This is a genomic window from Pseudomonas sp. BNK-15 (assembly GCF_047456105.1).
GTDB classification, from domain to species: Bacteria; Pseudomonadota; Gammaproteobacteria; order Pseudomonadales; family Pseudomonadaceae; genus Aquipseudomonas; species Aquipseudomonas putida_E.
In genome coordinates, this window is record NZ_CP179898.1 from 159,822 (window position 1) to 174,665 (window position 14,844).

Sequence of the window (14,844 nt, forward strand, 5' to 3'; positions counted from 1 at the left end):
CAGCCCGCCCTTCGTTCCGTTCTCACACCCCTCCCCCCACGAAGAGGCTGCGCCGTGGAACTGCAACCTTTGCTGAGCAAGCTGTTCGCCAATGCCGGTGCCGTCGGCGTCGAAGGCACCTTCCAATTCATCTTCGGCCCGCAGCAGGCCTACTGGTGCGAAGCTGGTACCCAGCCGCGCACCGAGGCCGGTCGGCATGCCACGCCGGATGTCACCATCGAAGTCACCCAGCAAGACCTGCTGGGCATCATGGCCGGCAGCGCCAACGTCGAAGAGCTGTTTGCTGGCGGCCGGCTGAAAATCGGCGGCAACCTGGGCCTGGCCACTTTGCTTCCGCAAATCATCGACCTGGCGCGCAAGGGGGTGACGGCGCAGAAGACCGACATGAACCAGCGCCATGTCACGCCACCGCGCTACAGCGAACGTGTGTCGGCCAGCCTGCCACAGCTGACCGAGGTAGAAAGAATCCCCGCCGCGCAGCTGGATGCCGAGCGCTTCCAGCGCAACTTCCTGCCGTACGGCACACCGGTGGTGATCAGTGACGCCCTGCGTGAGTGGAAGCTGTTCAACCTCGAGCGCCAGGCTTCGCTGGAGCACTTCGCCGAACTGCAGGGCATCACCCGCCATGGCGACTATGTGAAGAAGACCTTCTCCACCGAGCGCGACTTTCGCTCCACTTCCATGGCAGATTTCATCAACTCGCTGGACAACCCGCAGCCACGCACCGGCAACGGCGAGCCACCGGCTTACATGGGCAACAACATCGTGCCTGCGCAGTTGCTTGAGCTGATCCAGTACCCGCCCTACTTCGAGCGCTCGCTGTACATCGCACCGCGCATCTGGATCGGCCCCAAAGGCACCCTCACCCCTTTGCACCGCGACGATGCCGACAACCTGTTCGCCCAGGTGTGGGGGGACAAGTCGTTCATCCTGGCAGCGCCGCACCATCGCCCGGCACTCGGCACCTGGTCGACCTCACCCAAGGGCGGCCTGGACGGGTGCGACTTCAACCCCGATGCGCCGGATTACCAGCGCTTCCCTGACGCGCGCGGGGTGACCTTCCTGCGCGTGCTGCTGCAAGCCGGCGACCTGCTGTTCCTGCCCGAAGGCTGGTTCCACCAAGTGGAGTCGGTGTCGACATCGCTGTCGGTGAATTTCTGGGTCAACTCCGGGCGCGGCTGGTAAGCGGCACAGGACGCGGCAGGCATGCCGCGCCAACTCCCGTGGCAGCGGGCTTGCCGAGAAATGGGGCGCAACGCGCCCCCTCGTGAGCTCAGACCGCCGCAGCCAGTGCCTCGGCAAAGCGCTGCGCCACGTCATCGATCTGCTGCGCGCTGATGATCAGCGGCGGCAGGAAGCGCACCACCGCACCGTGGCGCCCACCCAACTCCAGAATGAGCCCGCGTTTGAGGCATTCGCGCTGTACCTTGGGTGCCAGTTCGCGATTGGCCGGTGGGTGGCCCAGCACGTCGCGCGGGCCTTGCACATCGACCAGTTCGACCCCGAGCATCAGGCCACGCCCACGGATATCGCCCAACTGCGGATAGTCGCGTTGCAGCCGCTGCAGGTGATCACGCAGGCGCTGGCCCATGGCCTGGGCATGCTCGGCCAGCCGATGCTCGACCAGGTAGTTGATCACCGCCGAACCCGCCGCCATGGCCATCTGGTTGCCACGGAAGGTGCCGGCATGGGCGCCCGGCTTCCAGGTGTCGAGCCAGTCGCGGTACACCACCACCGCCAGCGGCAGGCTGCCACCAATGGCTTTGGACAGGGTGACCACATCCGGCACGATGCCAGCGTGCTCGAAGGCGAACATCCGCCCGGTACGGGCAAAACCGCTCTGAATCTCATCGACGATCAGTGCCACACCGGCCTGCTCGGTGATACGGCGCACCCCCTTGAGCCATTCGACATCGGCAGGAATCACCCCGCCTTCGCCCTGCACCACCTCCAGGATCACGGCAGCGGGCAGCGGCACGCCGCTTTCAGGGTCGAGCAGCAGGTTCTCCAGGTAATGCAGGTTGGCCTTGACCCCGGCTTCGCCACCCAGGCCGAACGGGCATCGGTAGTCGTAGGGGTACGGCATGAACTGCACCCCGTTGCCCAGCAAGGCACCCAGCGGCTGCTTGGGGCCATGGCTGCCCATCAGGCTCAGCGCGCCCTGACTCATGCCATGGTAGGCGCCCTGGAAGGCCAGCACGGTGCTGCGCCCGGTGGCGCTGCGCACCAGCTTGAGCGCTGCCTCCACGGCGTCGGTCCCGGTCGGGCCGCAGAACTGCACCTTGGCTTCACGGCGCAATGCTTCGGGCAGGATGCCGAACAGGTCCTGAACGAAGCGGTCCTTGACCGGCGTGGTCAGGTCGAGTGTGTGCAAGGGTATTTCATCGGCCAGTACACGCTGGATGGCCTCGATCACCACCGGGTGATTGTGGCCCAAGGCCAAGGTGCCGGCGCCCGCCAGGCAGTCGATGAACTGCCTGCCCTCGACATCTTCGACATGGATGCCACGGGCGCGCTTGAGCGCCAGCGGGATGCGCCGCGGATAACTGCGGGCGTTGGATTCCTGTTGCTGCTGGCGTTGCAGCAGGGGCGACTCGGTGAACTCGTACAGCGGTTGCGGCGCACTGGCCGGCGGGACCTGGGCAAGGCTGGAAGCAGTCGACATGGGTAAATCCTCGCAAGCAAGCGAATGTGCGGGTAGTTGTCGCTTGGAAAACGCTTGGCTGGGGGGAGGATTTAGCGCTTGTTATGGGATTTTTTGGGGTCTGTACCGGCGATGGGGCCGGTACAGGCGGCGAAGATCAAGCCCCCGAGCGCGCCGGCACTTGCAGCACCACCCGCAAGCCATCGCTCTGGCTGTCGAAGCGCAAGCTGCCGGCACAGCGCTGCACGATCGCCTGAACAATCGCCAACCCCAGCCCGCAGCCACCGCTCTGGCCGTTGCGCCAAAAGCGCTCGGTCAAGTGCTGCAGGTCATCAGCGGCAATACCAGGCCCATGGTCGCGCACCATGAAACCAATCTGCCCGTCGGCCATCTGCACCTCCAGTTCCACTTCAGTATCACCGCCATGGCGCAGAGCGTTGTCCAGCAGATTGCGCAGCGCCGCCACCGCCAGCGGGGCCGGCATGCCGAGGTAGATCTGCGTGGCCTGCTCGGGCAGGCGCAGAACGATGCGCCGGTTGTCACCCCCACCGGCATCCTGCACGGCCTGCCGGGCGACCTGTTCGGCGCTGCACTGCACGCCATCTTCGAACGACAGGCTGCCTTCGACCCGCGCCAGCAGCAGCAGCTGTTCCAGGGTCCGGTGCATGCGGTCGGTGCCCTGTTCTGCATGTTCCAGCGCCTGTTCGCGCACTGCGCCATCGGTCATGCGGGCCACCTGCAGGTGGGTCTTGATCGCCGTCAGCGGGCTGCGCAGTTCATGCGCGGCGTCGTCGGTCAGCCGCCGTTCGCGCTCAAGGGTCTGGGCGATGCGCAGAAACAGCTGGTTCTGGGTGTCGAGCAAAGGTTGCAACTCACTGGGCAAGCCCGCCACCTGCAACGGCTCAACGCTGTCGGCACGCCGCCTGCGCAAGGCGTCACGCATGCGATTGAGCGGCTCCAGGCCTTTGCCCAGGCCGATCCACACCAGCCCCAGGCTGCCGAGCAAGGCCATCAGCACCGGCGCCGAAGCTGCCAGCAGGATCGACTGGTTAAGTGCCTCGCGCTCCATGTGACGGTCGGCAGTGGTGATGCGCACATCGCCATGGTTGTAGGTGAAGGTACGCCACAGTGCACCGTCGATGGTCTGGTCGCGGAAGCCGCTTTGTTCATCGTCCATGCCCCCATCATGCTTGTGGTTGCTGGCAAGAATCTCGCCGCGCAGCGAACTTACCTGGCAGGCCATGCCGTCGGGCACGGTGAACTGGTCGGCGGAAAAGTGCGCCTCTTCGCCCTTGGCGGTCAGCGGCTTGGGCAACTGGTCGATCAGCCCGGCAACCATGCGCGCCGAAGCCACCAGGCGCTGGTCGAGGGAGAACATCATCTGCTGGCGCAGGTCGCGCAGCATCCAGGCAGCAGCGAGCACCCAAATGATGATGAACGCGCTGCCCAGAATCAGGCTCAGGCGTACCCGCAGGCTCATGATGCGGCTTCCTCTGGCGCCTGCGCCGGGCCAAGGCGGTAGCCCAGGCCGCGCACGGTCTCGACGATGCTGTTGCCAAGCTTGCGGCGCAAGTGATGGATATGCACGTTGAGGGCGTTGCTTTCGACTTCGTCGCTGAAGCCGTACACGCAGTCCTTGAGCTGTTCACTGGACAGCACCCGGCCCGGGTTCTGCAGCAGCGCCTGGAGCAAGGCCTGCTCACGCCGCGACAGGTCGACCGGCTGGCCGGCCAGGGTCGCTTCGCAGCTACTGGGGTCGTAGCGCAGCGGGCCATGCTCGATCACGTTCACCGCCCGCCCGGCAACCCGGCGCAGCAAGGTGTGCAGGCGCGCGGCCAGCTCGCGCAGGTCGAAGGGCTTGAGCAGGTAGTCGTCGGCACCGGCCTGCAGGCCGTCGACCCGATCGGTGACCGCATCGCGCGCGGTGAGCACCAGCACCGGCAGGTCGATGCCCTGCTGACGCAGGCGGCGCAACAGCTTGAGGCCGTCTTCATCGGGCAGGCCGAGGTCAAGGATCATCACGTCGAACTGCGCCGCCTGGAGCATGGCCCGGGCGGCACCGGCGTTGGCTACGCGGTCGACGGTCAGGCCTTGGGCGGTGAGGCCGGCGCAGATGCCGCTGGCGATCAGGTCGTCGTCCTCGCAGAGCAGAACGTGCATGGTGGGTGCTCCCGGAGTGGTGTGGCTGGCATTGCACTATTGGGGGATTAAGGGGGGATTATGGGCTTTTTTCCGGTAGCGGGTGTGTCGGTTGTTTGAGGCCCGACGCATGAATTCTAGCGCCGGTGAGATCGAGTGCCGCCCGCGCTCAGCGGTTTACCGCCTCTGGCCGGTCCACATCCTGCAACACCCCGGCGTCCTGCACTTCAAACCTGATGCAACTCGCCGGGTGTGCCTTCACCACAGAACGCGCCCCTTCATCACCCGTCAGGCGTGAAAGCGCCGGCCAGAAATCGCGCCCGAACAACACGGGGTGCCCCTGTTGGCCGTCATGTTCTGGCAAGACGATCGCAGATGCATCGGCAACCGCGGCAAGCTGGCCCAACGTAGCCTGAGCGATCCAGGGCATATCGCCCAACAGCACCGCCACTGCCTGTGCCTCACTATCGATCAACGACGCAGCCCCAGCCGCCAGGCTATGCCCCATCCCCAATCCGGCATCCGGGCTGGAAATGATCCGGCATGCGCCCGGCAAGCCCAGGTCCTCGCCCCGCTCGCCATCGCGCAGTACCACGCGAACATCGCTGAACACCGAGCAAGCCCGCTCGACGCTATGCACCAGCAAGCTACGCCCGTCGCCCAACGTGGCCCGGCGCTTGTCGCCACCGAAACGCACGCTGCTGCCCGCCGCCAGCACCAGCGCGACGATCCTCACAGCGCCGCCCGCTCGATGCCGTTACGCATGCGCAGGATATCGGCCAACACTGCCAGGGCGATCTCTGCTGGGGTCTTGCTGCCCAGGTTGAGGCCGATCGGTGCGTGGATGCGCGCCAGCTCGCCAGTGCCCAGGCCACCGATGCGCTGCAGGCGTTCGCGACGCTTGTCGGAGGTGGCCTTTGAGCCCATCACGCCAATGTAAAACGCCTCGGTACGTACTGCTTCAAGCATGGCCAAGTCATCGATTTTGGGGTCATGGGTCAATGCAACCACTGCCGTGTCGGCATGGCAACCACCGTTGGCGATGAATTCCGACGGCAACTCGCGGCGCACTTCGATGCCGTCCAGCACCACGCCTTCGAGCACCTCGTCACGCGGGTCGCAGAGGATGACTTCAAAACCCAGCCCTTTGCCGAACTCGGCGCAATAATGCGCAACGCTGGAATACCCCGCCAACAGCAGCCGCTGGGCAGCGCCCACACGCAGACGCACACGGGTGCTATCACGTTCGACCCTTGGGCCCTGGCACGAGTCGTCGCTGAGCCGGCGCGTGCCGTCAGGCAGGCTAACCTCGCGCAAAAGCCGCCGCTGGCCCTGCAACGCACCAGCCAAGGCGCGCAGGTGCGCCTGCACTTCGCAATCGGCCGGCAGGTTTTCCACCAGCACTTCCAGCACCCCGCCACACGGCAGGCGAATGCTCGAACGCCGGTCGCTGTCATCGCCATAACGCACGATCGCGACCGGCTCGGGAAACTCGCCAAGGGCCACGCGCTCAAGGAAGTCTTCCTCGACGCAGCCGCCCGACAGCGAGCCCACCCAGTGCCCTGCCTCGTTCACCGCCAGCAGCGAGCCCGGCGCGCGAGGCGCCGACCCGTAAGTGGCAAGCACCGTGCACAACCAGACCCGCTGGCCGTTGCCCGACCACTGCATCGCCTGGTGTACGACCTGCAGATCAAGATGTTGCACGTATTACTCCGCCTTCAGCTCAGCTAGCTGCTGTACGCTCAAATCACCCGGCAATCCGCCCCAGGCCTGACGCAGGTAGTTGACCATATCCGTGACCTGCTCATCACTGAGTTTGTCGGCAAAGCCTGGCATTGGCTGCATGCGTTCGAAGCCTGTGAATTGCTGCTCACGGATACCGTCGAGGATGGCCTTGACCAGGTTGCGCGAGTCCCCCTGACGCAGCACCGTGTTGCCCTGCATGGCCACCGCGATATGCGGCTTGCCTTCGCCGTCGACACCGTGGCAGCCGGCGCAGACGTTGAGGTACTGCTGACGGCCGCGCTTGGCGCTGTCGCTGAGCTGGTCCAGGGGGACTTCCTGTATGACCTTGGCAGGCGGTGGCTGTTCACCCAACAGATAAGTGGCCATGGCAGCCAGGTCGGCGTCCTTGAGATGCTGGGTGCTGTGGTGCACCACCGGGTACATCTCGTTGAACATGCTGCCCTGGGCGCTGATGCCGTGCTTGAGGAAGGTGGTGAGGTCGGGGTGGGTCCAGCCACGCTCGGCGAGGTCCTTGGCCAGCAGGCTCGGTGCCAGGTAGCCATTGAGCAGCCCGCCGGTCAGGCGCTGATCCTGCTGCAGCGCACCAATCGGGTTACGCGGGGTATGGCACTCGCCGCAGTGGCCCATGACTTCGACCATGTACTGCCCGCGCTGCCATGCCGGGCTCTTGCCGTCGGTGGGCTGCAACTGCACGCTCTTGCCGTACAGCATGTTCCAGCCCGACAGGCCCATGCGCACGTTGAACGGGAAGCTGAGCTTGGTCTGCGGTGCCGGGCGGTTGATCGGCGGCACGGTCATCAGGTATGCAAGGATCGCGTCCGAGTCTTCCCGCAAGATCAGGTGGTACGAGGTGTAGGGCATGGCCGGGTACAGGTTGGCGCCGTCCTTGCGTTTGCCCTCGGTGACGGCCGCAAAGAATTCGTCGGCCGTGTAGTTGCCGATGCCGTACTGTTTGTCCGGGGTGATGTTGGTGCCATAGATGGTCCCGAACGGCGAGTGGATCGGCAGGCCGCCGGCATACGGCGCGCCGCCTTCGGCGGTGTGGCAGGCCATGCAGTCGGCAGCACGGGCCAGGTATTCCCCACGTTTGACCAGCGCCTGGTCATCTGCGTGGGCAACCATGGCGACGGCAAGGCCCAGCGCCAGCGTGAGACCGGAACGAACGAACGCCATGCTCAACCCTCCTTGACCAGGCCGAGGTCGTTGAGGACCGTGCGGGTAGCATCGTAATAGCGTACGTAGCCGGTGCAGCGGCAAATGTGATGCCCCAGGCTCTCTTCGATGCGGTCTTCAAGTTCGCTCTTCTTCACCGGCTGGCGCTGGGCATTTTCCACCAGCACGGTCGCCGCGTTGACGAAGCCGGGTGCACAGTAGCTGCACTGGAAGGCGAACAGGTCGACGAACTTCTGCTGGATCGGGTTCAGTGTGAAGTTGCCGGCCTCGTCCTGCTTGGCATGGCTCTCGATGGTACGGACCTTCTTGCCGGCGAAGTAGTGGGCACCGGTGATGCAGGTGCGCACTTCTTCACTGGTGCCATCGGGGTTGTCGACGATCACCACGCAGGCATGGCAGATACCCTGACCGCAGCCCAGGCGCGAGCCGGTGAGGTTCTGGTGTTCGTGCAGGTAATCGATCATCGCCAGGTCGTCGGGGACCTCGACCGGACCGACAGGTTGACCATTGAGGGTCAGTTGAAGCGGACGGTTAGCCATTGAGGGCCTCCTTGATGCGGGCTGGAGTAATCGGAAGATCGCGAACACGCTTGCCAATGGCATGGGCCACGGCGTTGCCGATGGCACCGACCACCGGGATCATCACCACCTCGGCAATGCCCTTGGACGGGTCGGTGGGCGACAACGGTGGGAGGATCTCGGACGTCTGCTTCCAGACGGCCACGTCCTTGGCATGCGGCAGGCGATAGCGGTTGAAGTTCCAGTCGCCCTCCCCCGGGCCACCCTCATGCAGTGGCATCTCTTCGGTCAGCGCATGGCCAATGCCCATGGCGATGCCGCCTTCGAGCTGGCCCTTGACCAGCTCCGGTACCAACACCCGGCCGCACTCGACCCAGCTGTGATGGTTGAGCACCTGGACTTCATGGGTGCCCTTGTTCACTTTCACTTCGACGATAGTGGCCACCGGGCTGTAGTAAGTGACCATGGCGTTGTTCAACTGGGTGGCCGGGTAGGCGGCGTTCTGCCGGTCGAGCAAGTGGTAGCCGTTGCTGCTCATCTGCGCTTTCTTGGCGTTCGGCGCACCGTCGCCGTACTTAACGGCCACGGCATCGAGCGGGAAGCGCTCGCGCACGCCGTCGATGACGAAGTCGGCTTCTGCCCAGCTCCAACGGTTGAAACCGTGAACGCTGACGCCGGTGACCAGGCCCATTTCGTGGGCTTTCTTCGCAAGCTCGGCGAAGGGAATAGGCGCCAGCCCGTTGCCGGTCAGCTCACCATTGACCCATACCGCGTTCTCGCGGCGCACCACCAAGGGGTTGGCCTGCCCGCCGAACGGGCCTTGGCGCCACAGGGCCATGGCCGCCGGCCAGAGGCCATGATTGAACAGCACGCGCGCCGCTTCCCGGGTGGCGTGGCTGAAATAGAACGCCGAGTTGGTCGCCGACGATGGCGATGCCAGTTTGCCGACCCAGCGCGGGTTGCGCAGCGCCGCATCCTGCTCGGCCTGGATGATCAGGTAGGGGTTGCCGCTGGTGGCCAGTTGCAGTTCAGGCCACTCGGTCACTGCGGTCTTCACCTCGTCGGCCGAGCGGCCGAGGAAGTCGCTGACCACCAGGGCCTGGGAAGTGGACATGCCGGTGCCCAGTTCGGTGCCGATGTGGCGCAGGCTGATGCGGCCATCGGCAGTGAACTCGACGCTGGCCATCGGCGCTTCGGAACCGGTGCCGAAATCCTTCTGGCAGATGGCAAAGCCCACGCCGTACCAGTGGTCCGGGTCCTTGGCGTCCATCTGTCGCTTGCGCGCATCACGGTTGCGCCACCAGTCATGGGCAGCAGCCTTGTCGAGGATCTCGTGCAGGCGCAGGGCGCCGGCGGGCACTGCGCCCTGGGTGTTCTTCATGCCTGACTTCAGCGCATTGGCACGACGCAGGTCGATGGCATCGACACCCAGGCGTTGGGCGACCTCGTCGACCATCATTTCGGTGGCCGCCATGGTCTGCAGGGTACCGTAGCCACGCATGGACCCTGCCTCGACGCCCCGCGAGTGGTAGGCGGTGACGGACAGGTCGTTCTGCGGCATGTAGTAGATAGACTGCGCCGCCGTGGCCCCGACTGCGGCAACCGACGGGCTGTAGTTGATGCGGCCACCGCCGTCACAGCTCATGTCGGCGCGGAAGATCCTGAAGCTGTTGTCCTTCTTGTCCACGGCCAGTTGATAGCGGATGTCGAAGGCATGACGCTTGATGCCGCTCTGGAACTGCTCATAGCGGTCGTTGGCCAGGCGGACCGGCACACCAGCGCCATACAGCGCGGCAACCGCGGCATAGAACACGAAGATGTTGTTGTCTTTGGAGCCATAGCCCACGGTGTAACCCGGGTGCATGTTGAGGTGTTTGAGGGCGAAGCGCGACGGCTTGATCATGTGCACGCAGTCCTGCGCCACTTCGAACGGGCACTGGGTGGCGACCACGAAGTGCAGCGTGCCGGTGCCGGCGTCGAACCAGCCATTGCCGTTGTCGGGCTCAAGCGCCGCCGGTTCGATGGAAGGCGTCTTGTAGCGCTCATCGAACACCAGCCAGTCTTCGGGCGGGTTGTCCAGTTGCTCGCCGATGCGTTTGGCGTAGAACAGGCCCTGCTCGGTGAGGTCGCCGTGCTGGTTGGGCTGCTTGGACCACACCGGCTTACGGTTGAGAATGGTGGGGAACAGCATGGCGTTCTTCAGGCTGGAGAACTCATCGTCGTCGAACGGCGTGGCACCGCCAACGCGAACGAAGCGGAAGCTGCCATAGGGGTCGCGCTGATACAGCGGGGCCTGGGCCCCGTAGCGGATCGCCTTGTCGTTGAACTGCAGCTTGCGCTTGGCCTGGCGGAAGCGCTCGAAGTCGTTCCAGATCAGGATCGCCACCGGGTGGCCAATGAACATCGGCACCTTGCCAGGTGGCAACAGCGGGTCGGGCGAATGGGCTTCGGGCCAGGCAATGCCGTCCTTTTCCAGGTCAGCGGCCGTGACGATGCGGTCTGGCTGCAACCCGGCGCCGAGCCACTCAAGGTCGTAACCGGCGTAGATACGGTCGGCCTTGGTGGTCTTGAGCAACATGGCGTGCCCTTGCTGCTCGGGCCAGCCGGGCATGTCCTTGGCGCGGATGTCGCGGGCAAAGACTTTGTTGCCGCACACCTTGGACAACGCGTCGTTACGGAAACGCGCCTTGCCGTCGTGGTTCATCCACTTCTGCGGCGACGTGGTGACACGATCTTCCATCAGTGCGGCGAAGGCCTGGCTGCCGAGCGGCGCCATGCTCACGCCGACACCGGCGATCAGGCCACCTTGCAGGAAGGAGCGCCGGGAAATATCACGGTTGGACATGCTTGATCCTCTGGGCAGGCCGCTGCCTGCCCATCTTTTGATTCTTGTGCTGGAAACGCGGAAGGAGGTGACCGCCGACACAGGGCGCCCACAGAAAACTGACTTTCACGTCAACTTTACAGCACTCAAGTAGGTTTTGGCAAAGTCAAGCAGACAGTATGTCGCGGTATGTCCACGCTCAGCTCGCACGAACGTGGCCACAGGTTAACCTTGGGTTAATCGGCTCAGGCCAGCATGGCCCCGTTCAAATCTGCCAAGGCGAAGACATGCGCGTCCTCCTGCTCTTCCTCACATTCCTTATGGCCGGCCCGCTGCAGGCCAACCCGTTCGACGTAAAGCCCGACTTCCTGCCGGTGAACCAGGCGTTCGTCCTGACCCACGACCGCCAGGCCGACGGCCAGATGCGCCTTTATTTCCAGATCAAACAGGGTTACTACCTCTACCAGAAGCGCCTGAAATTCGACGGCCTGCCCGTCGAGCAGCACCCGCAACTGCCGCCGGCCCTCAACCATCACGATGAATTCTTCGGCGACAGCGCGGTGTACCGCGACCAACTCGAACTGCTGCTGCCCGCCAACGCCCAAGGCCAGTTGCGCCTGGGCTGGCAGGGCTGCGCCGACGCCGGCCTGTGCTACCCGCCGCAAACCACTGTCATCGACCTGGGCGGCAGCGCCGCGCCTGCCACTGACCAGGCCAGCGACCAAGCCCTGGCCAGCGGCCTGCAAAGCGCCAGCCTTGGCTGGAGCCTGCTGGCGTTCTTCGGCCTCGGCCTGCTGCTGGCGTTCACCCCTTGCTCGCTGCCCATGCTGCCGATCCTCGCCGGCCTGGTCATGGGCAACGGCGCCAGCGCACGACGTGGCTGGGTGCTGGCCGGGGTCTACGTGCTGAGCATGGCGCTGGTGTATGCAGGGCTCGGCGTGGTCGCCGCGCTGCTTGGCGCCAGCCTGCAAGCCTGGCTGCAGCAGCCTTGGCTGTTGGGCAGCCTGGCGGCGCTGTTCGTGTTACTTGCCCTGCCGATGTTTGGCGCTTTCGAATTGCAATTGCCAGCCGCCCTGCGTGATCGCCTGGACCGTGCCGGGCAGAGCACCCGGGGCGGCAACCTCTACGGTGCGGCGCTCCTGGGGGCACTGTCCGGCCTGCTGCTCGGGCCGTGCATGACCGCCCCGCTGGCCGGCGCCCTGCTTTACATCGCGCAGAGTGGCGATGTGCTGCAAGGCGCGCTGGTGCTGTTCAGCCTTGGCCTGGGCATGGGTGTGCCACTGCTGTTGCTGGTGACCTTGGGCAACCGCTACCTGCCGCGCCCGGGCGCCTGGATGGAGCGGGTCAAGGGGGTGTTCGGCTTCGTGTTCCTGGCCATGGCCCTGTACACCGTACGCAGCCTGCTCGCCGCACCGCTGCTGCTGGCCTTGAGCGGCGCGTGGCTGATTGCACTGGGCTGGGCCGCGTGGCCGGCCCTGCAGCGCTTGCCTGCCTTGCGCGCCGTACCGCTGCTGGGCGCATTGTGGGGTGGGCTGCTGCTGATAGGCGCTGCCGCCGGTGGCGATGACCTCTGGCAGCCGTTGCGCCCGTTTGCCGGTGGCCCCGCACCTTCGGCCACTCAGCACGCCGAAGATGCGTTTGTCACCGTCAGCCGCCCGGAGGACCTGCAACGTGAGCTCGATGCGGCCAAAGCCCGTGGCCAATGGGTGATGGTCGATTACTACGCCGACTGGTGCGTATCGTGCAAAGTCATGGAAAAGCAGGTGTTTGCCCGTGACGATGTGCAAGCCAGCCTGGCCGGCGTGCACCTGCTGCGCCTGGACGTGACCGCCGATGCCCCCGCCAGCCGCGCGCTGCTGCAGCGCTACCAGGTACCCGGCCCACCCAGCATCATCTGGCTCGGCCCGGAAGGCGAAGAACGCCGCGCACGGCGCATCACCGGCGAGGTGGATGCGGCCGCATTCCTGCAACATTGGGCCCAGACCAGGAGCCAAGGTTGATGCTGACTGTAACCTTGGGGCCCCTGACCATGGCCCTCAATCATCTGTTGATGCTCGCCGCCCTGGGCATCGCCAGTGTGGTCGGCTGGTGGGTCGCCCGGCGTGGCGGCGAAAGCCCGGAGTCGGCGCTGTTCAACCTGTTCCTGATCGGCCTGCTGTGCGCTCGGCTGGGTTTCGTGCTGGTTTACTGGCCAATGTACCGCGATGACCTGGTGCAGGTGATCGACATCCGCGACGGTGGTTTCCTGCTCTGGTCGGGGCTGATCGGCGTCGTACTCGCCAGCCTCTGGCAAGGCTGGCGCCACCCCGGGCTGCGCCGCCCGCTGGGCTGGGCACTGTTCAGTGGCGCGCTGTTCTGGGGGCTGGCCAGCCTTGGCAGCCATCTGTACAGCAAGGGCACCGAGCTGCCAGAGCTGAGCCTGCGCAATGCCAGCGGGCAATCGGTTGCGCTGCACAGCTACCGCGGCAAGCCGCTGGTGATCAACATCTGGGCGACCTGGTGCCCGCCGTGCCGACGGGAAATGCCGGTGCTGCAACACGCCCAGGGTGAGTACCCTCACGTGACTTTCCTGTTCGTCAACCAGGGCGAGACGCCTGAAAACGTCAGCACCTTCCTCGCCACCACCGGCCTGAGCCTGACCCATGTGCTGTTCGACGGCACCGGCATCCTGGCCCAGCGGGTAGGTTCGATGGCCCTGCCCACCACCCTGTTCTACGACGCCAACGGGCGGCTGATCGGCAGCCACCTGGGCGAGCTGTCCCGGGCCAGCCTGCGCCATGCCCTGGAACCTTTCGAACGGGCCGCTGCGCCCGCCCCTGCCGCACAAGGAAAATGACATGCGACTGACTGCACTGCTGCCCCTGTCCCTGGCCCTGCTGGCCACCCCGCTGGCGCATGCCGAAACCCTGCCCAAGGCAATCGAGCAACTGCAAGCCAAGGGCGCCGTGATCAAAGGCAGCTTCGATGCACCCGATGGCCTGCGCGGTTATGCCGCCGAGTACCAGAACAACGGCATCGCCCTGTACCTCACACCCGATGGCAAGCATGTACTGGTCGGCAGCCTGTTTGACGAACAGGGCCAGGACCTCAGTGCCGCCCCCCTGGAAAAGCTGGTGTACGGGCCCATGTCCAAGGCCATCTGGGCGAAGCTGGAAAAAACCAGCTGGATCGCTGACGGCAAAGCCGATGCACCGCGCAAGGTATACCTGTTCAGTGACCCGAACTGCCCATACTGCAACATGTTCTGGCAGCAGGCACGGCCATGGGTAGAGTCGGGCAAGGTGCAGCTGCGCCATATCATGGTCGGCATCATCCGCGAGGACAGCCCAGGCAAGTCGGCGGCACTGCTGGCCGCCAAGGACCCGGCCAAAGCGCTGGAACAGCATGAGAAAGCAGGCAAGGCCAGCACGCTGAAAGCGCTGGACAAGGTGCCAGAGGCAGTGCAGCAGAAACTGGCGGCGAACCTGGCCTTGATGGAAGAAATGGGCCTGCAGGCCACCCCGGCAATCTTCTATCAGGATGAGCAGGGCAACCTGCAGAGCCAGCAAGGGGCACCGCGGCCGGAGTTGTTGGGGAAAATTCTCGGCAAGCGTTAAATGTTGCAGATTTCGGGTTCTCGGTGCTCCTGAGATCGAGCGCCGCGCGGGCGGCGCTCGATCTCGCAAGCGCAACAATACCCCTCCCTGAAAGAAGGGGGACAAAGCAGGTCCCCTTCCACCCGGCTATTGAGTTGCCCGCCGAAAACATCACGAAACACTAATCACAAAAAAACGCTATAAACGCATCGCAATCAATTCAAA

12 protein-coding genes are annotated in these 14,844 nt (G+C 64.9%); 4 read left to right on the forward strand and 8 right to left on the reverse strand.

Annotation, left to right across the window (positions count from 1 at the left end; all coding sequences use genetic code 11):
- The first annotated feature begins 54 nt into the window (after window positions 1–54).
- Complete coding sequence (locus ACMGF5_RS00605; protein ID WP_046785273.1) at window positions 55–1,185, forward strand: cupin-like domain-containing protein; 1,131 nt, start codon at window positions 55–57, stop codon at window positions 1,183–1,185.
- Window positions 1,186–1,273: 88 nt separating this feature from the next.
- On the opposite strand, the gene ACMGF5_RS00610 is transcribed toward ACMGF5_RS00605, so the two are convergent.
- The 8 genes from ACMGF5_RS00610 to ACMGF5_RS00645 all read right to left on the reverse strand — a co-directional run bounded on the left by ACMGF5_RS00610 (window position 1,274) and on the right by ACMGF5_RS00645 (window position 11,065).
- Window positions 1,274–2,665 (reverse strand): aspartate aminotransferase family protein, encoded by a 1,392-nt coding sequence (locus ACMGF5_RS00610; RefSeq protein ID WP_115274259.1) that lies wholly within the window; start codon window positions 2,663–2,665, stop codon window positions 1,274–1,276.
- A 136-nt stretch (window positions 2,666–2,801) separates the two neighbouring features.
- Window positions 2,802–4,124: an ATP-binding protein gene (locus tag ACMGF5_RS00615; RefSeq protein WP_012315383.1), complete on the reverse strand. Its 1,323-nt coding sequence runs from the start codon at window positions 4,122–4,124 to the stop codon at window positions 2,802–2,804.
- Complete coding sequence (locus ACMGF5_RS00620) at window positions 4,121–4,804, reverse strand: response regulator transcription factor (protein WP_012315384.1); 684 nt, start codon at window positions 4,802–4,804, stop codon at window positions 4,121–4,123. Before ACMGF5_RS00620 ends, ACMGF5_RS00615 begins: the two co-directional genes overlap by 4 nt.
- A gap of 148 nt (window positions 4,805–4,952) precedes the next feature.
- Complete coding sequence (locus ACMGF5_RS00625; RefSeq protein ID WP_414157499.1) at window positions 4,953–5,519, reverse strand: nucleotidyltransferase family protein; 567 nt, start codon at window positions 5,517–5,519, stop codon at window positions 4,953–4,955.
- Window positions 5,516–6,487: an XdhC family protein gene (locus ACMGF5_RS00630; RefSeq protein WP_414157500.1), complete on the reverse strand. Its 972-nt coding sequence runs from the start codon at window positions 6,485–6,487 to the stop codon at window positions 5,516–5,518. The genes ACMGF5_RS00625 and ACMGF5_RS00630 overlap by 4 nt, the downstream gene beginning before the upstream one ends.
- Window positions 6,488–6,490: 3 nt before the next feature.
- A complete protein-coding gene (locus tag ACMGF5_RS00635; RefSeq protein ID WP_414157501.1) occupies window positions 6,491–7,702 on the reverse strand; it encodes a c-type cytochrome in 1,212 nt (403 codons plus the stop codon).
- Window positions 7,703–7,704: 2 nt separating this feature from the next.
- Window positions 7,705–8,241 (reverse strand): (2Fe-2S)-binding protein, encoded by a 537-nt coding sequence (locus ACMGF5_RS00640; RefSeq protein WP_012315391.1) that lies wholly within the window; start codon window positions 8,239–8,241, stop codon window positions 7,705–7,707.
- Complete coding sequence (locus ACMGF5_RS00645; protein WP_414157502.1) at window positions 8,234–11,065, reverse strand: xanthine dehydrogenase family protein molybdopterin-binding subunit; 2,832 nt, start codon at window positions 11,063–11,065, stop codon at window positions 8,234–8,236. Before ACMGF5_RS00645 ends, ACMGF5_RS00640 begins: the two co-directional genes overlap by 8 nt.
- A 266-nt stretch (window positions 11,066–11,331) precedes the next feature.
- On the opposite strand from ACMGF5_RS00645, the gene dsbD reads away from it, so the two are divergent.
- The 3 genes from dsbD to dsbG are packed head-to-tail and all read left to right on the forward strand — an operon-like array spanning window position 11,332 to window position 14,640.
- On the forward strand, window positions 11,332–13,044 hold the full coding sequence (gene dsbD / locus ACMGF5_RS00650) for a protein-disulfide reductase DsbD (RefSeq protein WP_115274254.1): 1,713 nt from the start codon (window positions 11,332–11,334) through the stop codon (window positions 13,042–13,044).
- Complete coding sequence (locus ACMGF5_RS00655; protein ID WP_046785283.1) at window positions 13,044–13,880, forward strand: TlpA family protein disulfide reductase; 837 nt, start codon at window positions 13,044–13,046, stop codon at window positions 13,878–13,880. Before dsbD ends, ACMGF5_RS00655 begins: the two co-directional genes overlap by 1 nt.
- A 1-nt stretch (window position 13,881) precedes the next feature.
- Complete coding sequence (gene dsbG, locus ACMGF5_RS00660; RefSeq protein ID WP_161872175.1) at window positions 13,882–14,640, forward strand: thiol:disulfide interchange protein DsbG; 759 nt, start codon at window positions 13,882–13,884, stop codon at window positions 14,638–14,640.
- The last annotated feature ends 204 nt before the right edge of the window (window positions 14,641–14,844 follow it).